The following is a 26,876-nucleotide window of genomic DNA, read 5'->3' on the forward strand; positions in this document are numbered from 1 at the left end:
ACCCAGCGCGGGGCAAGCCCGCTCACTACAAGGTCGTCGGGGGGCACCAGAGACCGATTTGGGGCGGCTTCGCCCCCCAGCGCGGGCAAGCCCGCTCACTACAGGTCGTCGGGGGTCACCAGAGGGCGATATGGGAGTCGGCCCTCGGCTCGGTGCCACCGCATAGCACGCCGCTGACCGGATCACGCAGGATGATCTGCCCGCGCCCGTAATCGGTGAGGTCGCTGGCGATCTGCACCTGATGCCCCCGCCGCGCCAGGGCATTGGCCAGGTCGCGGGAAGCGCCCTGCTCGATACCGACCTTCATGCCGCCCAACCATTGCCAGCGCGGCGCATCCAGCGCCGCTTGCGGGTTGAGGCCGAAGTCCAGCAGGTTCATCACCATCTGCACATGCCCCTGGGGCTGCATGTAGCCGCCCATCACGCCAAACGGCCCGAGAGCTTCGCCGTCTTTGGTGAGGAAGCCGGGGATGATGGTGTGGAAAGTTTTTTTGCCCGGTGCCAGGCAGTTGGCGTGGGTCGGGTCGAGGCTGAATTCCTGCCCACGGTTCTGCAACGCGATGCCGCTGTCGGGCAGTACCACGCCGGAGCCGAAGCCGTGGTAGTTGCTTTGGATGAACGAGACCATGTTGCCTTCGGCATCCGCCGTGGCCAGGTACACCGTACCACTGGCGTGGGGATCGCCCGGCTTGGGCGGCTGGGCGTGTGCGCTGATCTGGGCACGGCGGCGGCGGCTGTAGTCGTCGCTGAGCAGATCCGCAACGGCCACGCGCATGTGCAGGGGGTCGGTGATGTAGTGCAGGCCGTCGCTGTAGGCGAGTTTCATCGCCTCCAACTGGCGGTGCCAGGTCTGCTGGCTGTCGCGGTGATCGAAGCTGAAGCCTTCAAGGATTTTCAGCGCCATCAAGGCGACCAGGCCCTGGCCGCTGGGGGGGATTTCCCAGACGTCGACGCCGCGATAGTTGATGTGGATCGGTTCGACCCACTGGGCGCGGTAGTCTTGCAGATCCGTGGCGCGCAGGTAGCCGCCCGTGGCCCTGGAATGCGCATCGAGACGTGCAGCCAAGGCGCCGCGATACAGGCTTTCGCAACGGCTGGCAGCGAGTTCCTCAAGGGTACGCGCCTGGGCCGGGTTGCGGAAAATCTCCCCCGCCCGGGGTGCGCGGCCATCGATCAGGAAGGTGTCGAACCAGGCGGCCAGCACTGCGTCGCGATGGGGGCTGAATTCGTCCAGCGCGCTCTGCCATTGCTGGGCGACCACCGGCGACAGCGGGAAACCGTCACGCGCCAGGCGAATGGCCGGTTGCAGCAACGCGGCAAACGCCAGCTTGCCGAAGCGTTGTGACAGCTCGGCCCAGGCCGACGGGCAACCGGGTACGGTGACCGGGGTCCAGCCGTACAACGGCATCTGTTCATGCCCTGCCGCCTTGACCGCCTCGACACTCAAGGCCGCCGGCGCATGGCCGTTGCCGTTCAGGCCGTGCAACTGGCCCTTGCACCACACCAATGCAAACGCATCGCCGCCCAGGCCGCAGCCGGTGGGTTCAACCACGGTCAACGCCGCCGCCGTGGCAATCGCCGCGTCGATGGCATTGCCCCCCTGTTGCATGATTTCGATACCGGCCTGGGCCGCCAGCGGCTGGGAGGCAGCGACCATGCCGCGCCTGGCGAACACACTCTGGCGTTGCGACGGATAGGGGTACTCGTGAGCAGAAAATTTCAACATGGCAAAGGCTCTTCCACACAAGGTTTGAAGTCATAACACGCGGCTGAGAAACGCTTGGGTCCGCGGGTGGCTGGGGTGGCTGAAAATCTGTTCCGGCGGCCCCTGTTCGATCAGTTCGCCCTGGTCGAGCACCACCACGCGGTCGGCCACTTCACGGGCAAATCCCATTTCGTGGGTGACCACCACCATGGTCATGCCCTCCTCGGCCAACTCCTTCATCACTTGCAGCACTTCGCCGACGGTTTCCGGGTCGAGGGCGCTGGTGGGCTCGTCGAACAGCATGGCCTGGGGTTTCATCGCCAGCGCACGGGCAATCGCCACGCGTTGTTGCTGGCCGCCGGAAAGCATCGACGGGTAGTGACTGGCCTTGTCCGCCAGGCCGACCCGCGCCAGCAAGCCACGGGCCTGTTCGAGGGCTTCGGCACGCGGTGTGCCGAGCACGTGAATCGGCGCTTCGATGATGTTTTCCAGCGCGGTCATGTGCGGGAACAGGTTGAAGCGCTGGAACACCATGCCGATGTCGCGGCGCTGGCGGGCGATGTTGCGTTCTGAGTCGCGCACCAGGCTGCCGTCGCTGCGTTCGCGATAGCCCATGGCGCGGCCGTTGACGCGGATGCGTCCGCCCTGGATGTCTTCGAGCAGGTTGATGCAGCGGATAAAGGTAGTCTTGCCCGAGCCCGAGGCGCCGATCAACACCACCACTTCACCGCGCCGCACGTTCAAGGAGATGCCCTTGAGGATCTGCAAGTCGCCGAACGACTTGTGCAGGTCCTGGGCTTCGATGATCAGTTCTTCACTTTTATGCGCCATGGTCAGCGTCCCCTCAGCAGTTTCAAGGTGCTGCGCCCGAACATGCGGCTGGACGCGGGCGGTGGCCCGGATGGTCGGTCGGACTGGCCGAAGCGCGCCTCCAGCCAGCGCTGGAAGAAGCCCCACAGGGTGGTGAGCATCAGGAAGTAGATAGCGACCACCAGGTACAACTCGAACACACGGAACGTCGCCGAGGTGACCATCTGCGTACTGAGCAGCAACTCTTGCACGCCGATCACGCTGACCAGGGTGGTGTTCTTGAGCATCACGTTGAACTCGTTGCCCAGGGGCGGCACGATCACGCGGAACGCCTGGGGCAGCACGATGCGCCGCATCAACTTGGCAAAGCCCATGCCCAGGGAACGCCCGGCTTCGTACTGGCCCTTGTCCACCGCACCGATGCCGGCACGAATGATCTCGGCCATGTACGCACCTTCGTTGAGGCCCAGGGCAATGATGGCCGCCTGGATATTGCCGGGCACGATCAGGCCGAACAGCTCGATGTCTTCGAAGCGGAACAGCCCGCCCGCCGCCAGCGCCGTGTACAGAAACACGATCTGCACCAGCAGTGGCGTGCCGCGCATCAGCCACACATAAAAGCGCACCGGCAGGTGCAGCAGCGGGTTCCTCGACAGCCGCAACAGCGCCGCCGCCAACCCCAGCACGCAGCCCAGCAGCATGGCCAACACGCTGATCAGGCAGGTCAGCCAGAGCCCGGTGAGGTACACCCCACTGGGCTGCAACAGGTACTGCCAGAACACATCCCAATTGAAGTTCATGGTGGCAAACCTCAGTCGAGTGTGTCGCTGCTGACATGCCATTTGTTCAGCAATTGCGTGTAGCTGCCGTCGCTGCGCATGTCGCTGATCACCTGCTGCACGGCGGCGGTGAGCTGTGGATCGTCCTTGCGCATGCCCAGGCCGGTGAGGATGCGACTGAACGCCGGCACGCCTTCCTGGAACAGGTCGGGGGCCATCGCCGCGTAGTAGCCGGCGGTTTCCACGGTGGTGCCGTAGGCGTCGACCTGGTTGATGCGCAGGGCCTGGAAGGCATCGGTGTCGGTGTTGTACACCACCAGTTTCATTGGCGGCTTGCCGGCCTTGGTCAGGTTGTCGTTTTGCGTGTCGAGCAGGGTCTTGATGGTGGAACCGTTGAGCACCGCAACCTTGTGCGCCGACAAGTCATCCAGGGTCTTGATGCCCTTGGGGTTGCCCTTGGGCACCACCACCGACTGGCTGGAATACATGTAGTTGACGATGTCGATCACTTGGCGCCGCTCGGGCTTGTCGAACAGTTGGTCGACGATCATGTCGCACTGCTGGGCGAGCAACGCCGGCACCAGGCCGGAGAACGGGATCACGCGCCACTGCACCTGTTTGTCGCCCAGGCGCCTGGCGATTTCCAGGCCCAGGTCGACGGTCAACCCGCGCGGTTTCTGCGTTTCATCGAAGGACACCAAGGGCGGTGAATCCATCCCCGAGCAGTAGGTGAGTTTGTCGACTTTCTGCAAGCGCTCCGGCACCTGGGGCGCGGCAACGGCCCATGGTGTGCAGAGCCCGAGGGAGACAGCCACCAGCAAGGCGCGGCGTTTATGCATGACCAGACACTCCAGTTCGTTGAATAACGGGGCAGGACTCAAAGTCAAAACATGGGCGGGCTTGGGCCCTCCTCTGATTATTGTTCCGATTGCAAAAACTGGATCAGCGCCGGCACGGTGCCTTCGATGTGCTCGCGCACCACGGCTTCGGCGCGGGCGGCGTCACCGGCGCGGATGGCCGCGAGGATCACCGCGTGTTCCTGGCGGGCGCTGAGGGGTTTGTCGCCGTGTTGCAACCACAGGCGCATGGGGGCTTCCACCAGCGAATAGAGCGCCGAAATCTGCTTCATCAAGCGCGGGCGACCGCTGAGGCTGCACAGGTATTCGTGGAAGGCGCGGTGGCGACTGACCCAGGCGGCGCTTTCGTCGCGGTAGTCGTCCATCTCGTCGAGCATGCGCTCCAGGGCGGCCAGTTGGCGTTCGCCGATACGGCCGACCGCGACACGCACTGCCAGGCCTTCGAGGGCGCTGCGCATTTCGAAGACTTCGTGCAATTCATCGATGTCCAGGCCGCTGACGATCGCACCACGGTTGGGGCGCAGGGTCACCAGGCCCTGGGCATCCAGGCGGCGGAACGCTTCACGCACCGGCATGCGGCTCATGCCGATTTCACTGGCGATGTCCTCGGCGATCAGCCGGTCGCCCTTGCGGTAGCGGCCACCGCAAATGGCATCGAGCAGAAAGTTGTAGGCCTCCTCCTCGGCGGTGAGGGGCTGGCGGTCTACGTAAGCGGGGGCAAATTGCATCGGCAGCACCTTTTGAATTTTTGTATCCAATTATCCACGGATGCAAAAAAGCAGGATGTGTGCCAACTGCTGTGTAGCCGGATTAAGTCACTGATTTAAAGAAAGTAACCGGCATGCTCGGCTTTCGGACATGCAGGCAAGGAAGGCGGGTTGTGCTACCGAATAGCCCAGCGGCTGCCCCAATACTGTGCCGAACGGTAGCGTTGTCGGGGCCGGTACACACCCAACGCGGGAGCGGGCAAGCAGATTTTCCAGTTCTCCATGGGGCAGACGTTTTGAGGCGGGGGTTTATGTAGTTTTCTTCATCAATTGAATTATCCGAGCCCCCTAAGATCCGACCCTATACACATTTTTACTTTATTGCATGGTTGGGTCCGATGAAACCGATGTCCCTCGTCGACACCACGCCTGCCCGCGACAGTCAGCAGGCTTTGTATGCAGCAGCGTCGGGATCACGGCGATCCCAGCAGACCCTGCACGATTTTGACGCCTGTAGAAACACCCGCACCGGGCCTGTGTTCATCATCGCGTCCGGCATGTCAGCCAAGTCGTTTCCACTCGAACAGTTTGCCCATGTGCCGATGATCACGATGAATGGCGCTATTTCGATGTTTATGGATACCGGCGTTAAACCGTGTTTTTACGCCTGCACCGACAAGAGCTTTTCCGAGCAACAGCCGGAGTTGTTCAAGTACGCGATGGCTGTCAGCCAGAACGTGGCACTTTGGGAAGATCATGCACGTTCGTCGGGCATTCGTCCTACCGGACGGGTGTATCCGCTATCCAAGGCAAAACGCCCGTCCTGGCTCGACGCTGTTCTGGGCAAACATGAGGCGCTGGTCGCCAATCATGCGTTGCCGGGATTTCGCCAGCGGCCTGTTGGGTTCAGCAAGGACATGAGCGAGGGCTTCTTTGACGCACGCACCGTGGCCTACCTGGCCTTGCAACTGGCCTATCATCTCGGGTTTTCCAAGGTGTTTTTGGTGGGGGTGGATCTGAACGAGAAATCGGGAAGGTTTTACGAAAAGCGGGAGGGCATCAACTCCCCTTGCGGGCTGGACCAGCACTATCACACGCGGATATTGCCGTCGTTTGAGTTGATGTCCGAGAAGGTCGTCGGGGATGGGTTCAGGGTTTATAACCTTTCGGATTGTTCGAGGATTCCGGAGGCAGTGGTGCCGCGAGTGACGTTGGCGCAAGCACAGGCGTTGCTTGGATAACTGGTGCCGGTTGGGCAGGCCGGCGATGCCTGGCAGCATTCGACCAACAACTGCGCCTTTACGTATCGCCCGAGCAAGGTCGGCGCCACTCACCACGGGCATGTGGCAGTCGGTAATTCGCAAAGTAGCAATGTGACTTTAAGTAAGCCTAATGGTGCTCACCAAGCCAAACCAGCGACTGCGCCGCAACCTAAAGGCCATCGACTTCAACCTTGAGCAGTCCTGTGTCGACCTGGATAGGTTGGCCAGCCTACTCAGCGATGCCAATGCCATAGCCCTGATGGGTTTGGTGGGCACGCTCTATGAGGAAGCCGACAGGCTGGTGGGTTATGCGGATGAGGTGAAGGCGGGAAGGATTGTGAGGACCAAAGACGCGCGATCTGTCACAGCATAAGATTCGCGACTGCTACAAGCCTGGGCGTACAGCCCGGCCCTGCCCCGGGCTTCTTGTATCTGGCGATCCCCGACCCTGCTAAGGTGGCGCCCTCAGATCGCAATGGAAGCATCGAAGAATGGATTCATGGAAGACTCTGGCAATTGCCCTCTTGGTGTCTATCAGCACACCGGCCGTATCAGGTGATGGCGCCAACCCTATCGCTGCCGCGATATTTCTCACAATCTCCGCGCCGACCATTTTAATTGGCGCGACCACATCTCTCACGACCGAGCCGCCGAAGATCTTCAAGTCAGCCAAGACCGACGCCCTGGCATTCATTGGTTCAGACGGCGAGATTCGTGGCGCAGAGTTTGAGCAGGCATCCAGATACTACCATTCGACCTATCCTTCTCCGCTCATGTCAGACATGCAGCTGGCCCAATCGATAGCTACATCATTCTGAAAACGGCCCTCAAGCAGGCCGCGATGCGAGACCTTTCGTTTCGGCGACATCCTTTTCACCTGGCATTTACAGTACAGGACGTACTTGGCAGCCCTTGAACTGCAGGCAGACGGAAGCTGGATTGCCTACTTCGGTGTTGAGATTGAGCTATCACCAGATGCTCGCAAAAAGCTATCGACGATTTGATTGGCGAGGCAGAGGCCGATATCGCTGATGGCCGCTGAGTAGGTTGAGTGGGATCCGAATGCGCTGAAGGAGCTTAGGAAGCTCGGCGGCGCTATCCGTCTCCAGTTTCTGAAAAAGCTTCAGGAGCGAAAGTCAGGGCCCCGGGTGGCGATCTCACAGCCATTCGAGAAGAGCGGCCAAACTGCCGAAGCTGGCCATTGAGCAGAATCGTGGTCATTGGCTGATAATTGATGGCCAGTGCCGCCATGTGGTGTTCTCCAGGCATTAAAAAGGCCCGCCGAAGCGAGCCTTTTGGTGATTTGACTTGTGACTACAGGCAGCCTTGTAGGGCCGCCAACCTTTTGTTAGCGATCCAATTGCCGACCACCACGTAATACTTGGCTACTGAGCCCGCGCCCTGCGGCTGGATGTAGACGAAATACTGAGAATCCTCGGTGAATACGGTGTAGCCCGTATCGCGTCCAGGTTGAAGCGTTGCACCTGGCGCTCCGCCGAAGATCGGCTGGTTCTGCCATTCGTAATGAACGCATTTAGCCAGTGTAGCGTCGGTTTTTTTCGAGGTGAGCACTTTGTATGGTCCTGCCTGGCGCGCCTCGTTCATGGTTGGAGCCATGCAACCTGCCAGCATCGCCACCGCTATCGCAGTTATCAAATCCGCATGTAGCTCCCTCTTTGGTTTATCAGAACTTTATCATCTACAAAGAGGAAAAACGAAAGACTCGCATATGCGTGGCTCTTAGGGTTCACAAGGAGGTTAATCGGCCTCTAGATAAAACACAGTTGAATCTTACCTCGCAAATAGTGCGTATTGAATTGCAGTCTTATTGCAATGATTGCCCACCAGATGAACATCAAACCCTAGCTGAACCTTTTACAGAGCCAACCCAATTGCTAAGCCACCTGTGTAGCGAACCTACCCACCGCGTCAACCACTCGCTTGGCTCCATCTTGAATTTCAACAATAACCTGGCCTGCCTGAGTGGCAAGTTCAAGGCCCTGCTCGGCTTGAGATTTGCTATTTGCCATCTCTGCGACGGTTTCATCTACCAGTTTCTGGTTCTGCAACACAACTGACGCGATTTCTTCAGTAGCTGTGCTGGTTCGTCCAGCTAGCTGTCGGACCTCATCAGCCACAACGGCAAAACCTCGACCTTGCTCGCCTGCGCGAGCTGCTTCAATCGCTGCGTTTAAAGCCAAAAGATTGGTTTGCTGGGCGATGCTGCTGATCGTCTGAATAATTGAGCTGATCAACAGTGACTGCTTGCCAAGCGCCTCCACTCCCCCAGAGGCTGCCTGCATATCAACGGCGATTTTACGCATTGTATGCATAGTGTCATTAACTACGACCGCACCTCGTTGAGCGCTTACATCAGTTTGCTGCGATATTTCGAATGCTGTTTTGGCTGCACCACTGACTTCTTGTTCCCGGGCCACCTGATCACTTACTACCGTCGCGAACTTTACCACTTTGCAAAGTTTTCCCTCTGGGTCATAGACCGGATTGTAAGTAGCTTCCAGCCAAACGGTTTGGCCGCGACTATCTATACGTTCAAATCGACCAGCGACAAACTCTCCTCTGTTCAACGTTAACCAAAAATCCTTGTACTCCTGGGAGGAAGTATGCTCTGGCTTGCAAAAAATACGGTGATGGCTCCCTTTCGCCTGTCCCATGCTATAGCCCATTGCTTGTAAAAATTGGTCATTTGCCGTGAGCACATGCCCAGAAAGATCGAACTCAATCACCGCAGTAGAACGTAACAGCGCGTTAATGAACGATGCATTTTCTGAGGCTTTTTCTATTCGGGACGTGATATTTGTCGCATAACATGTGACATGACTTAGCTGGCCGCTCTCATCTGTGATGGGCTGCCAATGTGCATGAATCCAAACCAATGAACCGTCAGCGTGAAGGTACCTGTAATCGTCGGTGATAGACTTGCCCGCAGCAACTGCAGCTCGGAAGTTATGAAAGCACGGCAGCTTCGAAACGTACTGCGGAACAATATCTGCCATGGCGCGACCTAGAAGTCGGTCCGGAGCGTAGCCCAAAGCAGCTCCAAAATTTTCGTTGCATGCCGTAATTTTAAACGTCGAGTCGATACTCAGCGTCAACATTTCACGGTTCAAGCCATCGCGTAGCTGGCGCAGCTCAAACAGTTCGCTTTCTTGTGATTGAAGCTGCTTTTTAAGCCTAGCGTTGAACATACGAAATAGCCTCTTGGGTCATATCTACTCTATCGGCATGTCATTGCGCAAATTAAGGGCATCTGATGATAAAAATGTAGCTGCCTATGACGCACTGAGCAAATAGGATGCTGCGTCCATGAGATGCGCAACACGATCTCTCCCCGCCTTACTAAACGGGCCTTTTAATCGTTTTGAGCATCTTTGTGTCTAAGAATCAGACGGGTTCGGTCATACCAGGGACCGCCATAGACGAGGATCTCGGAGGGGCGACCGTATAGGTTGTGTAGCAGAAACGCGCCCGACCCTTCTCCGGCCAATGCCGTATCAGTGCCCAGGTAGATCCCAGCATGATTCAGGTGAACCGTCCGCCCCACATGCATGACGATCAGGTCACCGCGCTGCGCTTGATCGACGCGCACAAACCCCGCAGCCTCGTAGTTCGCCTCGTACAGGCTGGCGTTCTCCGCACTCTCCCACCAGCCGTCGGTGCGCTGGAAGGCTTCAAACTCCAAGCCCAACTCACGCTGGTACCAGTCAGCACAGACCTGCCAGCAGTCCCAGGCGCCATGTACGAAGGGGCGCTTGAGCAGCAGCGTGATGCCCGTTGGCGTGATCGTGCGCATGTCGCCCTCTGGCCATGACAGAATGTGCCAGGGCAAGGCGGTGGCCTCGCACATGGCCTGGTCATGCGGCGACGGCCTGCTGGTCGCGTCCGGGTGCGAATGAACAATCCCGATAACCTCGCCCAGGTCTTCCGCCGCAGCGTAGTCCTCTGGATCAAGCCGAAACTCTTCATTCGGTTCCGTGGCGATGTTCCGGCACGGGAAGTACTTCTGTGCCCGGCCAACGGCGAGCAACAGGCCGCAGCACTCGCGTGGATATTCCGCCGCCGCGTGCGCCTGGATGGCCGCAATGATGTGCTTGCGCATGGTCAGCTCCGGGCAATCAGGGAAATGGCGGGGAATCCGCCGAAGGCCAATTCGTTGTTCTCGCCAAACCGCAACTTGCAGGAGGACAGGCAACCCTTGCACTGATCCTTCGACGGATCGTCCGTGGGGTTGTCTTCTTCGTCGAACATCGCCGCGCCGGTGTAGCCGCAATCCGGCCCCCGGTAGCCATTGATCATGGCCCAGTGGCAAAACGTCGTCATCTGCCGTCCCGGCAGCCCGTGGTTGTCGATCTCGCCCGGGGAAGACAGCTCCCAGACCACCGCTTCGCCGTCCTCACTGGTTTTCTGGTCGATGAACCAGATCTCCAGCGTCTCCTGGGTCGGATCAGCCGTTGGATTCCCCTCCGGAAAGTTCGCCGCATCCAGGTACTGGACCAGGGTCTCGCGAACCGTCAGCTTGAACTTGAGCATGTCCTCGAACGCCAGGCACAACGCCGTGACGCGCCCGTTGATGTTGCCGGCGGCGAACGTCGGGCGTGTGGTGATCAACGCCAAGGCCGAGGATCTGCCACCGGCGCCGCCGAAGATCAAAGGGCCGTCCGACATCATCCGCCATTACTTCCGCCAGGGAATGCGCGACCGGCTGGAGGCGCTCACCGCCGGCCTGGGCGAAACGAAGGACCGCACCACCATCTGGCGACTTATCGCACATGCCCACTCGTTGGGCGCCGAGAAGTCCGCTCAGATGCTTGAAATCAAGCGCCACGAAATCGACATATCTCAAAACGTGGCGCGCAAATTACGGCAAGCAGGCTTTGCCGAATCGCTTCAAATGAACGCTGACGACAACGGCGAGAACGACTGACAACCCACCCTGCTCGCTGCATCCGGTATCACGGAGGGCGGAGCCTACCCAATATCGCGATCAACCCAATGCTTTGCGAGCCAGGCTGGGATCAATAACGTCCGTGCTGCATTCAACTTTGCACTGGCATCTGGCGAGCGCTCGATCTCAATACCGAAGTAAGCCATCCACGTTCCATCGGGCTGCAACTCAAGCGCCGTCAAATACGTTCCGACTTCAGCCTCAGTGAGGCCGCTTTGCTCTGCAAGCAGCTTGTTTGAAGGTTTGTTGTCCACTTGATCCTCCTTGATCCGGCTCCGTGCCGGTCACCCGTAATACCCCATATCAACGAATCACGCCAGCTGGCGAGGCTATCAGCGCTTATCGCGAGCTTCGGGATTCCATGCACTGCAGAGAAACATGATCCCAGGAGCAATAAAGATACCCCAATAACCATTGAAGCTTGGATAGAAAAGCGGCCCGAATGTCGCAGTGACAAGCAAAGCGAGCCCTGCCCATAACCGCTTACGCGGCGTGAACCACTCGCGGAACGATTCAAGCTTTTTACCGGCCATTACCACCTCCTTGTTTGATAAGCAGCAAAGCATATCACCCACTTAAACCAATCACGCCAGCCGGCGAGGATCCCCTATGTCCGCACAACAGAAGAAAAACCCCTTCGATTTCAAAACCCAATACGGACTCGGCTTCAACCCTCAGGACGATGAGATCGTTGTCGACTTCTTCTGCGGTGGCGGCGGTGCCGGGACCGGCCTGGAGATCGGACTGGGCCGCACGGTGAACGTGGCGAAGAACCACAGCCCGCAAGCGATCAGCATGCACACCATGAACCACCCGGGCGCGCAGCACTTCACCACCGACGTGTTCGAGGGCGACCCGGACACAGAGTGCGACGGCAAGGCCGTCGGCTGGTTCCACATGTCGCCGGACTGCACACACCACTCCCAGGCAGCCGGCGGCCAGCCGCGTAAGCGCGAGATCCGAAACCTGTCGTGGATCGGGCTCAAGTGGGCAGGCATGAAGCGGCCCCGGGTGATCAGCCTGGAGAACGTGAAGCAGATCCTGCAATGGGGCCGGTTGATCGCCAAGCGCGACAAGGCCACCGGCCGGGTGGTGACCCTGGACCAGGTGCCGCACCCGACCAAGAAAGGAAAGACTACCAACCGGGTAGCCGAGCCAGGCGAACAGGTGCCGGTGTCGAACCAGTTCCTTGTGCCTGACCCGAAACAGCGCGGCCGCACCTGGCGCCGCTTCGTGGCCCTGCTGGAAGGCATGGGCTATGTAGTGGAGTGGAAGGTTATCAAGGCGTGCGACTTCGGCGCGCCCACCAGCCGGGAGCGCCTGTTCATGATCGCCCGGTGCGACGGCCGGCCGGTGGTGTGGCCGGAGCCTACCCACGCGAAGAGCCCGGTCAAGGGTCAGCAGAAGTGGAAGACCGCCGCCGACTGCATCGACTTCACTGACCTGGGCAAAAGCATCTTCGGCCGCAAGAAAGAACTGGCCGACGCCACCCTGCGCAGGGTCGCCAAGGGCATGAAAAAGTTCGTCATCGACAGCCCGTCGCCGTTCATTGTGCCGATTGCGAACTGGTCGGTTGAATCGGTGCAGTCAGCCGGCGAGCCGCTGCGCACGATCACCTCCTACCCCAAGGGCGGCGCCTTCTCGGTGGTGAGCCCAGTGATCGCTCCGGCAACGCACCAGGGCAGCGACCGGATCAATGACCCGCTCGAACCACTGCCGACGGTGACCTGTGCGAATCGCGGCGAGCTGACGCTGATCAGCCCACTGATGGTCGGGGCCGGTGGCCCAGCATACTCAGGCAAGCCCGTAAGCGTGGATCAACCCACCGGCACCCTGATGACCCAGAACCACCGGGCACTCGCCTCGGCCTGCATCGTCCAGGCCGGGCACGGCGAGGGTTCCGGCGCAAACAAGCGCCGCTCCCACGGGGTGAACGACATCTGCGGCCCGGTGGGCACGGTCACCGCCAGCGGCGGAGGGCAGTCCGTCAGCACCGCGGTGATGATCCAGGCCAACGGCGGATTCAACACCGTGCACGCCAAGGACATACGCGAGCCGATGACCACGGTGACCAACACCGGCAGCCAGCAGCAGTTGGCGACAGCGCACCTGGTGCACATGCGCGGCAACTGTGATGCACGGGATGCCAATGACCCACTGCACACCATCAGCGCAGGCGGCCAGCACCACGGGTTGGTCAGCGCATTCATGGAGCGTGCATTCGGCGGCAGTGTCGGCCAGGGCCTGGATAATCCGGCACCGACCATCACAGCCGGTGGCGGCGGCAAGAGCTCGCTTGTGTCGCTCACCCTGTCACCTGAACACGAAGCCGGTGCACTGCGCGTCGCCGCCTTCCTGATCAGCTACTACGGCACCGAGAACGTCAGCGCCTGCGATGCGCCGACACCCACCATCACCACCAAGGACCGCCTGGCCCTGGTCACCGTCATGGTTAAGGGTACGCCCTACGTGATCGTCGACATCTGCCTACGGATGCTCAAACCGGCCGAGCTGTACAAGGCCCAGGGCTTCCCCACCGACTACCACATCACACACGGCGCCGACGGCAAGCCATTCACCGTCACGCAGCAGGTGCACATGTGCGGCAACAGTGTGAGCCCACCGCCCATGGCAGCACTGGCCAGGGCCAACGATCCATGGCGCGCCGAAGAGCGACAAGCACGCGCCGCATAACTCCCCCACTCCACCAACCGGGCATGGCCCGGCAAGGACTCTCCGTGCCTAACAAAGTAGTGCTATCTAGTTTTCTCAGAAGATCGTCCAATCTCTTCTCGAGTAGGCATGGTCCAGTCGGAGGGCCGCCTGTCGTGGACAGACTCCTTCTTCGGATAGCCATCGATTCCAAAGCCGATCAGATAAATTGCAAACGCAACGCCGGCTAAAACTGCCCTCCACGTAGGCGAGGCGTCTATGGAGAGCCCTCCAGGCCCGATCGCAACCCAGCCACCACGAAGATAAGCGAACACAGCTTGACCGAACCAGGCTTGCAGCATCAGCACGGTCCAGAAATTTCTCCAGTCCCCCACGAATCTTAAAGTCGCGCTCACCAGCGAGGCGGCAACCATCAACAGTAGTATTAAGTACCGGTAGCGTTTCAATAATCCCAGAGCGCCATTTTCGATTTCCATTCAGTTAATTCCCTTACCTATCAGGAGGAGCCAGCGGCATGACGGTTGTGAATGCCCATGATCTGGTAACGAAGAAAGAAACCTCGTATCAGGTCTGATCCGTGGAAGGAGTGTTAGGGGAATTGAGAAAGGTGATCCAGTCGTCAAAAGCGGCTTTTTGGTCTTTCACTGCCTCTTCCCACTCTGGGCCTGTGACGTTTTTTGAAGCAACCAAGACCATCATTATGGTTGTGGTAGCGTCAAGCTCAATAAGCAACTTTTGGGACGTAGTACGGAAATCGTCGATACAGCTCATGCAATAGCCTTGCGACGGGTCTCTCCGGAAGCTCCGTGTTTTATTCCCGTCTTTCAGATGACCTATGCTGCCGACACTAGTTCAGGCTGCAGGAATATGCGGCGCGTCGCGCCTGCGCCACTTATCGCTCTACCCCTTCCCCATCAAAGTCAGCCGCTATAGCGGCAAGGACGAAGTCATGCCCAAACAAAAGTATCCGCTCGACGTTGAGAGCGTTGGAAGTGATACCTACATCGTCATGAGCAAAGGCCACCACGATTTCAACGATTTTATGACTGAGGCCGTTAACCAGTACCACGGGTGGTTCCTTGGCGGTCCGCAGCACGTCTGGATTAAGACCACCCCGGCCAAGGGAGGCTGGAACTACAACATCGTGAAGGAAGGAACGCGCGGCGCCTGGCCGGCTACTTACTGCTGGGAGTACGCCGACAACTATAAGGAATGGCAGAAGCTGGCGGTAACGCCATGATCGCCACCCTCTGGTTCGCCTACGTCTTCATCTACAAGGGGCCAAGGCCATGAGCGAGTACCAGCTCTATCTGGGCGACTGCCTGGAGGTCATGAAGCATTTGCCGGATGCCAGCGTGGACATGGTGCTGGCCGACCTGCCCTACGGCACCACCCAGTGCGCCTGGGACACCATCATCCCGCTCGAGCCGCTCTGGCGGGAGTACTTGCGGATCGCCAAGCCGGAAGCCGCAATCGTGTTGTGCGCAGCCCAGCCGTTCGCGTCGATGCTGGTGGCGAGCAACCCGAAGCTGTACCGGTACGAGTGGATCTGGGAGAAAGGCAACGCCACCGGCTTCCTAAACTCCAAGAAGCAACCGCTGCGGGCTCACGAAAGCGCCCAGGTCTTCTCCCGCAAGCAGCCGGTGTACAACCCGCAGATGTCCAGCGGACATGAGCGCAAGACAGCAAAGCGCAAGACGGTCAACTCGGAGTGCTACGGCAAAGCCTTGGCCCTGACCGAGTACGACTCGACGGAGCGGTACCCGCGCTCGGTGCAGTTCTTCTCCAGCGACAAGCAGGCCGGCAGCTTTCACCCGACGCAGAAGCCTGTGGCCTGGATGTCGTTCTTGATCAGCACCTACACCCGACCTGGACAGGTTGTGCTGGACAACAGCATGGGCAGCGGCACCACCGGCGTGGCATGTATGCAGTTGGGACGGCATTTCATCGGTATTGAGCGTGATCTCGACGAGTCAGGAAACCGCCTCGGCTACTTCGATATAGCCCATCAACGCATCGCTGATGCAATTGCCGAGCGCGACGCACCGGTACCGCAAATCGACCTGTTCGCAACAGCCTAACCCCAATCCCCCTACATGCCTGCCGGTGAGCGGCGGGCGAGGTATTCCCCATGACCAAAGATAAGTTACCGGCACTGGCAGCCTCAGTCGCGCGCGCCATCGAGGCGGTTAAGGTCGCGGCAGCAGCTGCACCTGACGACGGCGGTAGCGCCAACCTCGACCGCGTATACCTCCGCGTCGGCCTGCTGCGCGAAAAGACCCTGCACGATGCTGGCCTTCAAGGCTGGATGCAGTCGGCAAGCACCTATCATGCGCGCGCCTTTCACCTGGACGCACCCTTCGGTGGGCAAGGCAACCGCCGCTACGCCGGCGTGCAGGCCATGTATAAATCGCTAACTGCCGACGGTGTCGACTGCGGCGTCTGGTACCAAATGGATTAACCCATCTTCTGCCGCCCAACGCGGCAAGGAAACCCCAAACCATCCAATCAATCCACCCGGCAACGGCGTGGCGAGGATTTCCTATGGCCAACACAAAGCTGGCGCCTGTCCTAGAGACCGCGCCGCGCTTCATCCGGGCGATGCACGCCCCAGCTTACCTCGGCATGTGCCGGGAAGAATTCAAGAACACCGTCCGCCCTCACATCCGCGAATTCCCTATTGGAAAACAGGGCGTTGCCTTCGACCGTCATGAGCTGGACCAGTGGGCAGACGCCTACATCGAACGAATGGCAATTGAAAAGCACGCCGATCAGGACAACAATCCGCCCCGCAGTGGGCGCCAAGGAGCAAAACAATGGCGCGAAAAACAATGTCGGGCCTCTACCAGAGGAACGGGATTTGGCACATCGACAAAGTCGTCAGAGGTAGCCGACTTCAAGAAAGCACTGGAGCAAGCGAGAGGGAAGAAGCCGAGCAGTACTTGATTCATCGGCTGGAAAAGCTGCGGCAGGAAAAGATTTACGGCGTGCGCCAGGTGCGAACCTGGCGTGAGGCAGCCACCCGGTTTCTGGTCGAGTTCAAAGACCAAGCATCGATCGGCCTTTCCGCGTCCCACATCGAACAGCTTGACCCATACATCGGAGATCTGCCGATCACGCACGTCGATGACGGGGCCCTGGCCCCATTCATCCGTGATCGGCAGAAGCCGAGCAAGACGGACAAGGGGAAGGTCAAGCCTGGCGTGTCGAACAGGACGGTCAACATTGCCCTGCAGCGAGTCGTCAGGATCTTGAACCTGTGCCACCGAAAGTGGCGCGATGCGGAAAAGCGGCCGTGGTTGGAAAGCGTGCCGATGATCTCGATGCTTGAGGAGAAGAAGTCGAGCCGCAAACCCTACCCAATGTCCTGGGAAGAGCAGGCCCTGTTGTTTCCTGAGCTTCCCGACCACCTTTTGAGGATGGCCCTCTATAAGGTGAACACGGGTTGTCGGGAGCAGGAAGTGTGCAAGTTGCGGTGGGATTGGGAAATTCGGGTGCCGGCGTTGAACACCAGCGTGTTTCTGATACCTGCCGGGTTCGGCGGGCGGAGTGAAAAAGCAGGGGTAAAGAACGGCGATGAGCGCCTGGTGATCTTGAACAATGTGGCGCTATCCATCATCGATGGCCAGCGCGGTCTGCACAAAGACCTGGTGTTCCCGTATGGGCAGCCAGATCAGTTCGGACCAACGGCGATGCATCGAATGAATGATTCGGCCTGGAAGAAAGCCAGGGTGCGCGCAGCGGACAAATGGGAGAAAGCCCACCAGGCGCCAGCACACCCCGGATTCGGGTCGATCAGGATTCACGACTTGAAGCACACCTTTGGCAGAAGGCTACGTGCAGCGAGCGTGACGGAGGAAGATCGGAAAGCGTTGTTGGGTCATAAGAACGGCAGCATTACGAGCCACTATTCTACCCCGGAGTTGCAGCACTTGATTGAGGCTGCGAACAAAGTGTCGGCTACTGACTCTCGTGGGCCAGCGCTGACCATCTTGAGGAGGAAATTGGGATGATCCCCCGCAAAAGTCCCTACGCGTAAAAAAGCCGAACTGGCTAGAGTTCGGCTAAGTCACTGAAAAATATGGTCGGGACGGAGTGATTCGAACACTCGACCCCTAGCACCCCATGCTAGTGCGCTACCGGACTGCGCTACGCCCCGACTAGGCGTGTTACTGGGTTCGCTTCTTGATGAAGCGATCCGGAATATACCGCAAGCTTTTGAAATGTGGAAGTATTTTAAAAGCCGGTATCACTTCTTCAAAACCACCAGCACATCTTCTAGCTCGGCGATCATCTGGCGGATCATTTGCTTGTATTGGGTGGTGTCGTCTTTGGCTTCATCACCGGACATACGCTGGCGCGCACCGCTGATGGTGAACCCCTGGTCATAGAGCAACGCGCGGATCTGTCGGATCATCAGCACATCCTGGCGCTGATAATACCGACGGTTCCCGGTGCGTTTGACGGGGTTGAGTTGAGGAAACTCCTGCTCCCAATAGCGCAGCACGTGCGGTTTTACCGCACAGAGCTCGCTGACTTCACCAATGGTGAAGTAGCGTTTGCCTGGGATGACGGGTAGCTCGTCGTTATGACTTGGTTCCAGCATAAGCCTCAACTCGGGCCTTCAACTTCTGCCCTGGACGAAAGGTGACCACACGGCGAGCCGTGATCGGGATTTCTTCTCCCGTTTTTGGATTGCGGCCAGGCCGCTGGCGTTTGTCCCGCAGGTCGAAATTGCCGAAACCGGACAATTTGACCTGCTCGTTGTCTTCCAGAGCGTGTCTGATTTCCTCAAAAAACAGCTCGACCAATTCCTTGGCCTCGCGTTTGTTCAGACCCAGCTCTTCGTACAGACGTTCCGCCATCTCAGCTTTCGTCAAAGCCCCCATACGTCACTTCCTTAACGTGGCGTTCAACCTTTGTTCGAGCGAGGTGAGGATATTTTGTGTCGTGGTATTCACCTCATCGTCATTAAGAGTGCGCGATGGATGCTGCCAGGTCAAGCCAACTGCAAGGCTTTTTCTATGCGGATCAATACCTTTACCCTGATAGACGTCAAATAGCCTGAGGTCTGTCAGCCATTCCCCTGCATTTTCACGGATTACATCCAGGACAGCAGTGGCGGCCACTTCACGGTCGGCGATCAGCGCCAGGTCGCGGCGCACTTCAGGGAAGCGCGACAGCTCGCTGAACTTCGGCATCTTGCCCGCGGCAACTTCCGCCAGGACCAGTTCGAAGACGAAGACCGGGCGATCAAGACCGAGGGTTTTCGACAATTCAGGGTGAATGGCACCGATGAAACCAACCAAACGACCTTCACGCTCGATGCGCGCAGTCTGGCCCGGGTGCAACGCCGGGTGGCTGCCGGGTACAAAGCTGAATGCATCCAGCGCACCAGCAAAGCCCAGTACCGCTTCTACATCAGCCTTGACGTCGAAGAAGTCCACGGCATCGCGGCCCTGCGCCCAACCTTCAGGCAGGCGGCTACCGCACACCACGCCAGCCAGCATCGGCTCTTGCTTCAAACCATCCAGTTGGCCGACGAAACGCAGGCCGCTTTCGAACATGCGCACGCGATCTTGCTGACGGTTCAGGTTGTGGGAAAGTGCTTTCACCAGGCCTGGCCACAGGGACGAACGCATGGCAGCCATGTCGTTGGAAATCGGGTTGGCCAGCAACAGCGGCTCGACGCCTGGGTTGAACAGTTCGAACTGCTTCGGATCGATGAAGCTGTAGGTCACCGCTTCCTGATAACCACGGGCAACCAGCAGACGACGCAACTCAGGCAGGTGCGCGCGCGCCTCGGCCTTGGGTTGTGGTGCCAGGCGCGCTTGTGGGTAACGAACCGGCAGGCGGTTGTAGCCGTACAGGCGGGCCAACTCTTCGATCAGGTCGACCTCGAGGCTGATGTCGAAACGATGACTTGGCACTTCAACGTGCCACTGCCCTTCCCCACTCACGGAGATCGCCAGGCCCAGGGCCGACAGCAGTTGCTCGATTTCAGCCGGCTCGATCACCAGGCCAAGCATTTGCTCAACGCTTTTGGCCCGCAGGGTGATCGGCGCAACGGACGGCAGGTACTGTTCGTTGACGGTTTCGGTGATCGGGCCGGCTTCGCCGCCAGTGATTTCCAGCAGCAGGCCAGTGGCGCGCTCCATGGCTTCACGGGCCAGCTTCCAGTCCACACCACGCTCGTAACGGTGCGAGGCATCGGTGTGCAGGCCGTAGGAACGCGCCTTGCCCGCGATGGCGATCTGGTCGAAGAACGCACTTTCAAGAAAGACGTCACGCGTGGTCGCGGACACACCGCTGTGCTCGCCACCCATCACGCCGGCAATCGCCAGAGCGCGGGAGTGGTCGGCGATGACCAGGGTGTCGGCACGCAGGCTGACTTCCTGGCCGTCAAGCAGTACCAGCTTCTCGCCTTCTTCCGCCATACGTACGCGGATGCCGCCATTGATCTCGGCAAGATCGAAGGCGTGCAGCGGCTGGCCCAGCTCGAGCATCACGTAGTTGGTGATGTCGACGGCCGCGTCGATGCTGCGCACATCGGCGCGACGCAAACGCTCAACCATCCACAGTGGGGTCGGCTTGGACAGGTCGACGTTACGGATCACACGACCCAGGTAACGCGGGCAGCCGTTTGGCGCCAGCACTTCAATCGGGCGCACCTCATCGTGTACCGCTGGCACAGCGGCGACGGTTGGACGCGTGACTGGGGCGTTGTACAACGCGCCCACTTCACGGGCCAGACCGGCCAGGGACAGGCAGTCGCCACGGTTCGGGGTCAGGTCGACCTCGATGCTTGCGTCTTCCAGTTCCAGGTAAACGCGAATGTCCTGACCCACTGGCGCGTCGGCCGGCAGTTCCATCAGGCCATCGTTGCCCTCGCCTACTTGCAGTTCGGCCTGGGAGCACAGCATGCCGTTGGACTCGACGCCACGCAGCTTGGCCTTCTTGATCTTGAAATCGCCCGGCAGTTCGGCACCGATCATGGCGAACGGGATCTTCAGGCCCGGGCGCACGTTGGGCGCTCCGCACACGACCTGGAAGGTTTCCGCGCCATTGCTGACCTGGCACACACGCAATTTGTCGGCATCCGGATGCTGCTCGGTGCTCAACACCTCGCCCACCACCACACCGCTGAAAACACCGGCGGCCGGGGTAACGCTATCGACCTCAAGACCGGCCATCGACAGACGGGCAACCAGCTCGTCGCGACCTACCTGCGGGTTTACCCAGCCACGCAGCCATTGTTCACTGAATTTCATCCTGCTCTCCTAAAGATTCGTTACGACTAGCGAAATTGCGCGAGGAACCGCAAGTCGTTGTCGAAGAACAGACGCAAGTCGTTCACGCCGTAACGCAGCATGGCCAGACGCTCAACGCCCATGCCGAAGGCAAAGCCCGAGAACTCTTCCGGGTCGATCCCGGACATGCGCAGCACGTTGGGGTGAACCATGCCGCAGCCCATCACTTCCAGCCAGCCGGTCTGTTTGCAGACGCGGCAGCCTTTACCGCTGCACATCACGCATTCCATGTCGACTTCGGCGGATGGCTCGGTGAAGGGGAAGAACGATGGACGGAAACGTACCGCCAACTCCTTCTCGAAGAACACGCGAAGGAACTCTTCGATGGTGCCTTTGAGGTCGGCGAAATTGATGTCGCGATCAACCAGCAGGCCTTCGACCTGGTGGAACATCGGCGAGTGGGTAATATCGGAGTCGCTACGGTACACACGGCCTGGGCAGACGATGCGGATCGGCGGCTTGTTCGCTTCCATGGTGCGGACCTGTACCGGCGAGGTATGGGTGCGCAACAGCATGTTCGCGTTGAAATAGAAGGTGTCGTGCATCGACCGGGCCGGGTGATGGCCTGGGATGTTGAGCGCCTCGAAGTTGTGATAGTCGTCTTCGACCTCAGGGCCTTCGGCAATGCCGTAGCCAATGTGGGTGAAGAACTGCTCGATACGTTCCAGAGTCCGGGTGATCGGATGCAGGCCGCCCGAGGCCTGGCCACGGCCAGGCAAGGTTACGTCAATGGACTCGGCGGCGAGTTTGGCCGCAAGATCAGCCTCCTCCATCGTCGCTTTACGCGCATTGAGCACCTCTGTGACACGCTCCTTGGCGACGTTGATCAGCGCACCGACTTGCGGACGCTCTTCAGCCGGCAAATTCCCCAGGGTCTTCATCACCTGAGTCAATTCACCCTTTTTGCCAAGGTAGTGAACCCGGATTTGCTCCAGGGCATTGATATCTTCAGCGCTTTGCACAGCCTCAAGAGCTTGAGCGACGAGCGCGTCCAGGTTTTCCATGTACAGACTCCAGATACAAAATAGGGGAAGAGCTTGAAGGCTCTTCCCCTATTTAAGACGTTTACCACCTTGGGCTACAGGAGCAGCCCAGGGTGATTGTCGGGGGTACTTAAGCCAGAGTGGCTTTAGCTTTCTCGACAATCGCAGCAAACACCGCTTTTTCGTTCACTGCCAGTTCGGCCAGAACCTTACGGTCGATCTCGATGGAAGCTTTTTTCAGGCCAGCGATGAAACGGCTGTAGGACAGACCGTTAACACGTGCACCAGCGTTGATACGAGCGATCCACAGAGCGCGGAACTGACGTTTTTTCTGACGACGGTCACGGTAAGCGTATTGGCCTGCCTTGATTACCGCTTGCTTGGCAACACGGAATACGCGTGAACGCGCGCCGTAGTAGCCTTTAGCAAGTTTCAGAATTTTTTTGTGACGTTTACGGGCAATGACGCCACGCTTTACACGAGCCATGAGTTACTTCCTCTATTCTTGATCCAAAAATTAACGAAGGCGCAGCATGCGCTCGACTTTTGCCACGTCAGACGGATGCAGCAAGCTGCTACCGCGCAGTTGACGCTTACGCTTGGTCGACATTTTGGTCAGGATGTGGCTCTTGAAAGCGTGCTTGTGCTTGATACCGTTAGCAGTTTTCAGAAACCGCTTAGCAGCACCACTTTTAGTCTTCATCTTTGGCATGTTCGGATACTCCGCATTCAGTTGATAAACATAATCAGAAGGCCTGCCGTGCCCTGTTGATTACTTCTTCTTTTTCGGGGCGATGACCATGATCAGCTGGCGTCCTTCCATCTTAGGATGCTGTTCGACGGAACCGTACTCGAGCAGGTCAGCTTCAACCCGCTTGAGGAGTTCCATACCCAGCTCCTGGTGGGCCATCTCACGGCCGCGGAATCGCAAGGATACCTTGGCCCTGTCCCCATCACTCAGGAAACGTACCAGGTTGCGCAGTTTTACCTGGTAATCCCCTTCCTCCGTCCCTGGACGAAACTTGATTTCTTTTACTTGAATCTGCTTCTGGTTCTTCTTCGCCGCAGCAATCTGCTTCTTCTTTTCGAAGATCGATTTGCCGTAGTCCATCACCCGGCAAACAGGCGGGACTGCGTCGGCGGAGATTTCCACCAGGTCCAATTTGGACTCTTCAGCGATACGAAGCGCTTCATCAATCGAGACGATGCCAATCTGCTCGCCGTCAGCGCCAATTAACCGAACCTCGCGTGCCGAGATATTCTCGTTGATCGGGGCTTTCGGTGCAGCTCGTTTATCTTGTCTCATTTCACGCTTAATAATAATTACTCCGAATCTGGGCGACCACGCCGGGAAACCGCTTGCGCGAGGAACTCAGCGAACTGGGCGACGGGCATCGAGCCCAGGTCAGCACCTTCACGAGTACGCACAGCGACAGTCTGCATCTCGACTTCCCGATCTCCGATAACCAAAAGATAGGGAACCTTGAGCAAAGTATGCTCGCGGATTTTAAAGCCGATCTTTTCATTTCTCAAGTCGGACTTGGCACGAAATCCGCTTTCGTTGAGAGTTTTTTCAACTTCAGCGGCAAAATCTGCCTGTTTATCAGTGATATTCATGATCACTGCCTGGGTCGGCGCCAGCCACGCAGGGAATGCACCCTCGTAGTGCTCGATCAGGATCCCGACGAACCGCTCGAACGAGCCGAGGATCGCCCGGTGCAACATAACCGGGTGTTTACGGCTGTTGTCTTCGGAGACGTATTCGGCTCCCAGACGGATCGGCAGGTTAAAATCGAGCTGCAAAGTACCACATTGCCAGACACGACCAAGACAATCTTTCAGCGAGAACTCGATCTTAGGACCGTAGAAGGCCCCCTCGCCAGGCTGCAGATCGTACGCAAGGCCCGCACTGTCTAGCGCTGCGGCCAGTGCGGATTCGGCGCGATCCCACAACTCGTCGGAACCGACGCGTTTTTCCGGACGAGTGGACAGCTTCATCTCGACTTCGGTAAAGCCGAAATCGCGGTAAACGTCCATGGTCAGCTTGATGAACGCAGCGGATTCAGCCTGCATCTGCTCTTCGGTGCAGAAGATGTGGGCGTCGTCCTGAGTAAAACCACGCACGCGCATGATGCCGTGCAGCGCACCCGATGGCTCGTTACGGTGGCAGGCACCGAACTCGGCCAGGCGCATCGGCAACTCGCGGTAGCTCTTCAGGCCCTGGTTGAACACCTGCACGTGGCAAGGGCAGTTCATTGGCTTGATGGCGTAATCGCGGTTTTCCGACTGGGTGGTGAACATATTGTCGGCGTAGTTGGCCCAGTGCCCGGATTTCTCCCAGAGGCTGCGGTCAACGACCTGGGGAGTCTTGATCTCCAGGTAGCCATTGTCGCGCTGCACCTTGCGCATGTACTGCTCAAGCACCTGATACAGGGTCCAGCCGTTCGGGTGCCAGAACACCATGCCCGGTGCTTCTTCCTGGAGGTGGAACAGGTTCAGGCGCTTGCCGATCTTGCGATGGTCACGCTTTTCGGCTTCTTCGATGCGCTGGATGTAAGCGGCCAGCTGCTTCTTGTCAGCCCAGGCGGTGCCGTAGATCCGCTGCAGCTGCTCGTTCTTCGCGTCGCCACGCCAGTAGGCGCCGGACAGCTTGGTCAGCTTGAACGACTTGAGGAAACGCGTGTTCGGCACGTGCGGGCCACGGCACATGTCGACGTATTCTTCGTGGTAGTACAGGCCCATGGCCTGCTCGTCCGGCATGTCTTCCACCAGACGCAATTTGTAGTCTTCGCCACGGGCGGTGAACACGTCGATCACTTCGGCGCGCGGCGTGACTTTCTTGATCACGTCGTAATCTTTTTCGATCAGCTGATGCATGCGCTGTTCGATAGCGGCCAGGTCGTCCGGAGTGAAAGGACGCTCATAGGCGATGTCGTAATAGAAGCCTTCGTCGATGACCGGGCCGATTACCATTTTCGCCGTCGGGTACAGCTGCTTGACCGCGTGGCCAATCAGGTGCGCGCAAGAGTGGCGAATGATCTCCAGCCCCTCTTGGTCCTTGGGCGTGATGATTTGCAGGCTGGCGTCGCTGGTGATCAGGTCGCTGGCATCAACCAGCTTGCCGTCGACTTTGCCGGCGACGGTGGCCTTGGCCAGACCGGCACCGATGGATGCGGCGACCTCGGCTACGGAAACCGCATGATCGAATGAACGTTGACTGCCGTCGGGAAGAGTAATAGTTGGCATGGCGCCTCCTCTCCTAGTGGTGACCCCTACCAAAGGTCACGTGGGTTGGGATGAGCCAGTACAAGATCCAATACCAGGCCGTTCAGTGATGAACGCCTGCCTTACAGCGGCAGGAGCCTTTCGGCCAACCGATAATCGAACCAGAGTGACTGGAGTGAGCTAAAAAGAACATGGCAAGGCGGCAAATGGCACACCTGGAAATAGCCAGGGCACCGATGCTAGCACAGATGAACGGTCATCGCGCCGAAGCCATGCCTGGTAAAGACAAATTCCAGGCTTTATAGCTGCAAAACGGAACTTGAGCTGTACGCACCACCTCCAATCCCCTGAGAATTGCCGTTTGTCCCCGACCCAAAGGAGCATCCCATGATGCGTTTTACCTCGACCCTCGCTCTCGCCGCCTCCCTGAGTCTTCTGTCCCTTGGCGCACAGGCAGCCGCCCCGTCGAACTGGCCGGCCGGAGCCCGCGACAGCTTCGTCAAAGACTGCAGCGCTGCAGCCAGCCAGAACGTAGACGCTAAAACTGCCAAAGACCATTGCGAATGCGGCGCCGACAAGATCAATGCCGAATTGACCACGGCAGAAATCAAAGAGTTGATGAGCAACCCGGATGCCAAGCCCGAGCTCAAAAACAAAGCGGTCTCGGCGATTTCGTCCTGCAAAGTCGTGAAGAAAAAGTAAGAACGACCACTGATCAGACGGTCGTCTTGCCGAAAAAACAGCCCAAAAACAGCCATTTCATACAAATTACGCAGCTTTTACGGCTTTTTTTACCAGCTGACATTTCGGCTGAAAGCCCCGTAGATCGGGGCTTTCAGTCGAAAAAAGCACTAAACGCAACGCTATTGATTAGCAAACAATGCCTTGGGGGGGCTCCCAAGCCGAACATTTCGACTATGATAGCCCAGTGTGCCCAGTTGGCCTGAGCAGCACAGTACTACTGAAAATATATGTTTCTTGGAGATACACCATGTCTAATCGCCAAACCGGCACCGTTAAATGGTTCAACGATGAAAAAGGCTTCGGCTTCATCACTCCTCAAGGTGGCGGTGACGACCTGTTCGTACACTTCAAAGCTATCGAAAGCGACGGTTTCAAAAGCCTGAAAGAAGGCCAAACCGTTTCCTTCGTGGCTGAGAAAGGCCAAAAGGGTATGCAAGCTGCACAGGTTCGCGGCGAGTAATTCTCCGCTGAGCTAAAAAAACCCCGTCCATGTGACGGGGTTTTTTATGAGCGCTGCAAAAAGCTGGAAGCAATCAGCCGCAATTGACGCGCGTGATCACCAGGTTGTCATCGGTGTTCAGGTTCAGGCGGTCGGAGCGGTATTCCAGGGTGATCATGTCATTGGGCTTGAGAATCCGGGCGTTCTGCGCACCAGCGCGGGCACGGGCCTGCTCCAGCAACTGGGGAGACGCTTTCTGGCCGATTGCGAACTCGGCGGCCTTCGACTCACAGCGGCTATGACCTGCATCGGTCACGGCGGCGTCTTTGGCTGGCTCAGAGGCACCCGGGGTGCTGCAACCCGCCAATGCGAGTGCTGCCAACAAAGTACCGAATGATGCGAGCTTCCAAGGCATG

32 protein-coding genes, 1 tRNA gene and 3 pseudogenes are annotated in these 26,876 nt (G+C 58.6%); 12 read left to right on the forward strand and 24 right to left on the reverse strand.

Features of this window, described 5'->3' with window-relative positions:
* Nucleotides 1-115: 115 nt before the first annotated feature.
* From AC3ISR_RS18450 to AC3ISR_RS18470, 5 genes are all read right to left on the reverse strand, one after another.
* Nucleotides 116-1,726, reverse strand: a complete 1,611-nt coding sequence (locus tag AC3ISR_RS18450) for a gamma-glutamyltransferase family protein (RefSeq protein WP_489324398.1) — start codon at nt 1,724-1,726, stop codon at nt 116-118.
* 30 nt (nt 1,727-1,756) lie between these two features.
* Nucleotides 1,757-2,536, reverse strand: a complete 780-nt coding sequence (locus AC3ISR_RS18455) for an amino acid ABC transporter ATP-binding protein (RefSeq protein WP_192296800.1) — start codon at nt 2,534-2,536, stop codon at nt 1,757-1,759.
* A 2-nt stretch (nt 2,537-2,538) separates the two neighbouring features.
* The gene (locus AC3ISR_RS18460; RefSeq protein WP_192296801.1) at nt 2,539-3,315 is read right to left on the reverse strand and encodes an amino acid ABC transporter permease; all 777 of its coding nucleotides are present in this window, start codon (nt 3,313-3,315) and stop codon (nt 2,539-2,541) included.
* Between the two features lie 11 nt (nt 3,316-3,326).
* Nucleotides 3,327-4,133 (reverse strand): ABC transporter substrate-binding protein, encoded by an 807-nt coding sequence (locus AC3ISR_RS18465; protein ID WP_489324399.1) that lies wholly within the window; start codon nt 4,131-4,133, stop codon nt 3,327-3,329.
* A gap of 77 nt (nt 4,134-4,210) precedes the next feature.
* Nucleotides 4,211-4,879 (reverse strand): GntR family transcriptional regulator, encoded by a 669-nt coding sequence (locus tag AC3ISR_RS18470; protein ID WP_463983466.1) that lies wholly within the window; start codon nt 4,877-4,879, stop codon nt 4,211-4,213.
* 377 nt (nt 4,880-5,256) lie between these two features.
* On the opposite strand from AC3ISR_RS18470, the gene AC3ISR_RS18475 reads away from it, so the two are divergent.
* The 3 genes from AC3ISR_RS18475 (at nt 5,257) to AC3ISR_RS18485 (ending at nt 6,938) form a co-directional block, all read left to right on the forward strand.
* Nucleotides 5,257-6,099, forward strand: coding sequence for a lipopolysaccharide biosynthesis protein (locus AC3ISR_RS18475; RefSeq protein ID WP_489324400.1), 843 nt, complete (start codon nt 5,257-5,259; stop codon nt 6,097-6,099).
* Between the two features lie 151 nt (nt 6,100-6,250).
* Nucleotides 6,251-6,493 (forward strand): hypothetical protein, encoded by a 243-nt coding sequence (locus AC3ISR_RS18480; RefSeq protein WP_463983464.1) that lies wholly within the window; start codon nt 6,251-6,253, stop codon nt 6,491-6,493.
* Nucleotides 6,494-6,611: 118 nt separating this feature from the next.
* Nucleotides 6,612-6,938, forward strand: a complete 327-nt coding sequence (locus AC3ISR_RS18485; protein ID WP_192296805.1) for a DUF2388 domain-containing protein — start codon at nt 6,612-6,614, stop codon at nt 6,936-6,938.
* 319 nt (nt 6,939-7,257) lie between these two features.
* Here AC3ISR_RS18485 and AC3ISR_RS18490 read toward each other — a convergent pair.
* The 6 genes and pseudogenes from AC3ISR_RS18490 to AC3ISR_RS18515 all read right to left on the reverse strand — a co-directional run.
* A pseudogene (locus tag AC3ISR_RS18490) lies at nt 7,258-7,371 on the reverse strand (tail assembly protein); the annotation flags it as partial.
* A 63-nt stretch (nt 7,372-7,434) separates the two neighbouring features.
* Entirely contained in the window at nt 7,435-7,725 is a 291-nt protein-coding gene (locus tag AC3ISR_RS18495) for a hypothetical protein (RefSeq protein ID WP_463983463.1), read from the reverse strand.
* Nucleotides 7,726-8,015: 290 nt separating this feature from the next.
* Nucleotides 8,016-8,453, reverse strand: a complete 438-nt coding sequence (locus AC3ISR_RS18500; protein ID WP_225595239.1) for a methyl-accepting chemotaxis protein — start codon at nt 8,451-8,453, stop codon at nt 8,016-8,018.
* Between the two features lie 99 nt (nt 8,454-8,552).
* Nucleotides 8,553-9,329 (reverse strand): annotated as a pseudogene (locus AC3ISR_RS18505) (PAS domain-containing protein); the annotation flags it as partial.
* A 164-nt stretch (nt 9,330-9,493) separates the two neighbouring features.
* The gene (locus AC3ISR_RS18510) at nt 9,494-10,240 is read right to left on the reverse strand and encodes a C40 family peptidase (protein ID WP_463983462.1); all 747 of its coding nucleotides are present in this window, start codon (nt 10,238-10,240) and stop codon (nt 9,494-9,496) included.
* Nucleotides 10,241-10,242: 2 nt separating this feature from the next.
* A pseudogene (locus AC3ISR_RS18515) lies at nt 10,243-10,740 on the reverse strand (phage minor tail protein L); the annotation flags it as partial.
* On the opposite strand from AC3ISR_RS18515, the gene AC3ISR_RS18520 reads away from it, so the two are divergent.
* Nucleotides 10,670-11,065 (forward strand): protein kinase family protein, encoded by a 396-nt coding sequence (locus tag AC3ISR_RS18520; protein ID WP_463983461.1) that lies wholly within the window; start codon nt 10,670-10,672, stop codon nt 11,063-11,065. The pseudogene AC3ISR_RS18515 and the gene AC3ISR_RS18520 sit on opposite strands and share 71 nt — an antisense overlap.
* 44 nt (nt 11,066-11,109) lie before the next feature.
* Here AC3ISR_RS18520 and AC3ISR_RS18525 read toward each other — a convergent pair whose 3' ends face one another.
* Nucleotides 11,110-11,340 carry a hypothetical protein gene (locus AC3ISR_RS18525; protein ID WP_463983460.1) on the reverse strand — a complete coding sequence of 77 codons (231 nt, stop codon included), beginning with the start codon at nt 11,338-11,340 and terminating at the stop codon, nt 11,110-11,112.
* Between the two features lie 78 nt (nt 11,341-11,418).
* Nucleotides 11,419-11,619, reverse strand: a complete 201-nt coding sequence (locus tag AC3ISR_RS18530; protein WP_463983459.1) for a hypothetical protein — start codon at nt 11,617-11,619, stop codon at nt 11,419-11,421.
* A 76-nt stretch (nt 11,620-11,695) separates the two neighbouring features.
* Here AC3ISR_RS18530 and AC3ISR_RS18535 point away from each other — a divergent pair, with 76 nt between their 5' ends.
* On the forward strand, nt 11,696-13,780 hold the full coding sequence (locus AC3ISR_RS18535; protein WP_463983458.1) for a DNA cytosine methyltransferase: 2,085 nt from the start codon (nt 11,696-11,698) through the stop codon (nt 13,778-13,780).
* Nucleotides 13,781-13,842: 62 nt separating this feature from the next.
* Here the strand turns inward: AC3ISR_RS18535 and AC3ISR_RS18540 are convergent, their stop codons facing one another.
* Nucleotides 13,843-14,235, reverse strand: a complete 393-nt coding sequence (locus AC3ISR_RS18540) for a hypothetical protein (RefSeq protein WP_463983457.1) — start codon at nt 14,233-14,235, stop codon at nt 13,843-13,845.
* A 359-nt stretch (nt 14,236-14,594) separates the two neighbouring features.
* Between AC3ISR_RS18540 and AC3ISR_RS18545 the strand changes: the two genes are divergently transcribed.
* The 5 genes from AC3ISR_RS18545 (at nt 14,595) to AC3ISR_RS18565 (ending at nt 17,772) form a co-directional block, all read left to right on the forward strand.
* Nucleotides 14,595-14,999 carry a hypothetical protein gene (locus AC3ISR_RS18545; protein WP_463983456.1) on the forward strand — a complete coding sequence of 135 codons (405 nt, stop codon included), beginning with the start codon at nt 14,595-14,597 and terminating at the stop codon, nt 14,997-14,999.
* Nucleotides 15,000-15,048: 49 nt separating this feature from the next.
* Nucleotides 15,049-15,840 (forward strand): DNA-methyltransferase, encoded by a 792-nt coding sequence (locus AC3ISR_RS18550; RefSeq protein ID WP_463983455.1) that lies wholly within the window; start codon nt 15,049-15,051, stop codon nt 15,838-15,840.
* A 50-nt stretch (nt 15,841-15,890) separates the two neighbouring features.
* A complete protein-coding gene (locus AC3ISR_RS18555; protein ID WP_463983454.1) occupies nt 15,891-16,220 on the forward strand; it encodes a hypothetical protein in 330 nt (109 codons plus the stop codon).
* Between the two features lie 83 nt (nt 16,221-16,303).
* Nucleotides 16,304-16,705, forward strand: coding sequence for a hypothetical protein (locus AC3ISR_RS18560; protein WP_463983453.1), 402 nt, complete (start codon nt 16,304-16,306; stop codon nt 16,703-16,705).
* Nucleotides 16,591-17,772 carry a tyrosine-type recombinase/integrase gene (locus AC3ISR_RS18565; protein WP_463983610.1) on the forward strand — a complete coding sequence of 394 codons (1,182 nt, stop codon included), beginning with the start codon at nt 16,591-16,593 and terminating at the stop codon, nt 17,770-17,772. Before AC3ISR_RS18560 ends, AC3ISR_RS18565 begins: the two co-directional genes overlap by 115 nt.
* Before the next feature lie 69 nt (nt 17,773-17,841).
* Here AC3ISR_RS18565 and AC3ISR_RS18570 read toward each other — a convergent pair.
* The 9 genes from AC3ISR_RS18570 to thrS all read right to left on the reverse strand — a co-directional run bounded on the left by AC3ISR_RS18570 (nt 17,842) and on the right by thrS (nt 25,298).
* A tRNA-Pro gene (locus AC3ISR_RS18570) sits at nt 17,842-17,918 on the reverse strand.
* A gap of 90 nt (nt 17,919-18,008) precedes the next feature.
* On the reverse strand, nt 18,009-18,365 hold the full coding sequence (locus AC3ISR_RS18575) for a MerR family transcriptional regulator (protein ID WP_010209127.1): 357 nt from the start codon (nt 18,363-18,365) through the stop codon (nt 18,009-18,011).
* Complete coding sequence (gene ihfA / locus AC3ISR_RS18580; protein ID WP_002553164.1) at nt 18,346-18,648, reverse strand: integration host factor subunit alpha; 303 nt, start codon at nt 18,646-18,648, stop codon at nt 18,346-18,348. The genes AC3ISR_RS18575 and ihfA overlap by 20 nt, the downstream gene beginning before the upstream one ends.
* Before the next feature lie 3 nt (nt 18,649-18,651).
* A complete protein-coding gene (pheT, locus tag AC3ISR_RS18585; RefSeq protein WP_192296809.1) occupies nt 18,652-21,030 on the reverse strand; it encodes a phenylalanine--tRNA ligase subunit beta in 2,379 nt (792 codons plus the stop codon).
* A 26-nt stretch (nt 21,031-21,056) separates the two neighbouring features.
* Nucleotides 21,057-22,073 (reverse strand): phenylalanine--tRNA ligase subunit alpha, encoded by a 1,017-nt coding sequence (gene pheS / locus AC3ISR_RS18590; RefSeq protein ID WP_017737822.1) that lies wholly within the window; start codon nt 22,071-22,073, stop codon nt 21,057-21,059.
* Between the two features lie 109 nt (nt 22,074-22,182).
* A complete protein-coding gene (gene rplT, locus AC3ISR_RS18595; protein WP_003174975.1) occupies nt 22,183-22,539 on the reverse strand; it encodes a 50S ribosomal protein L20 in 357 nt (118 codons plus the stop codon).
* A gap of 30 nt (nt 22,540-22,569) precedes the next feature.
* Nucleotides 22,570-22,764: a 50S ribosomal protein L35 gene (rpmI, locus tag AC3ISR_RS18600; RefSeq protein ID WP_002553160.1), complete on the reverse strand. Its 195-nt coding sequence runs from the start codon at nt 22,762-22,764 to the stop codon at nt 22,570-22,572.
* Between the two features lie 60 nt (nt 22,765-22,824).
* Nucleotides 22,825-23,376: a translation initiation factor IF-3 gene (gene infC, locus AC3ISR_RS18605; RefSeq protein WP_169850653.1), complete on the reverse strand. Its 552-nt coding sequence runs from the start codon at nt 23,374-23,376 to the stop codon at nt 22,825-22,827.
* Nucleotides 23,376-25,298, reverse strand: coding sequence for a threonine--tRNA ligase (thrS, locus tag AC3ISR_RS18610; protein WP_192296810.1), 1,923 nt, complete (start codon nt 25,296-25,298; stop codon nt 23,376-23,378). Before thrS ends, infC begins: the two co-directional genes overlap by 1 nt.
* 366 nt (nt 25,299-25,664) lie before the next feature.
* Between thrS and AC3ISR_RS18615 the strand changes: the two genes are divergently transcribed.
* Nucleotides 25,665-25,979, forward strand: coding sequence for a hypothetical protein (locus AC3ISR_RS18615; protein WP_192296811.1), 315 nt, complete (start codon nt 25,665-25,667; stop codon nt 25,977-25,979).
* 289 nt (nt 25,980-26,268) lie between these two features.
* A complete protein-coding gene (locus tag AC3ISR_RS18620; protein WP_003234260.1) occupies nt 26,269-26,481 on the forward strand; it encodes a cold-shock protein in 213 nt (70 codons plus the stop codon).
* Nucleotides 26,482-26,554: 73 nt separating this feature from the next.
* On the opposite strand, the gene AC3ISR_RS18625 is transcribed toward AC3ISR_RS18620, so the two are convergent.
* Complete coding sequence (locus AC3ISR_RS18625; RefSeq protein WP_192296812.1) at nt 26,555-26,875, reverse strand: I78 family peptidase inhibitor; 321 nt, start codon at nt 26,873-26,875, stop codon at nt 26,555-26,557.
* Nucleotide 26,876 lies beyond the last annotated feature (1 nt).

The organism is Pseudomonas sp. GL_117 (assembly GCF_057835125.1).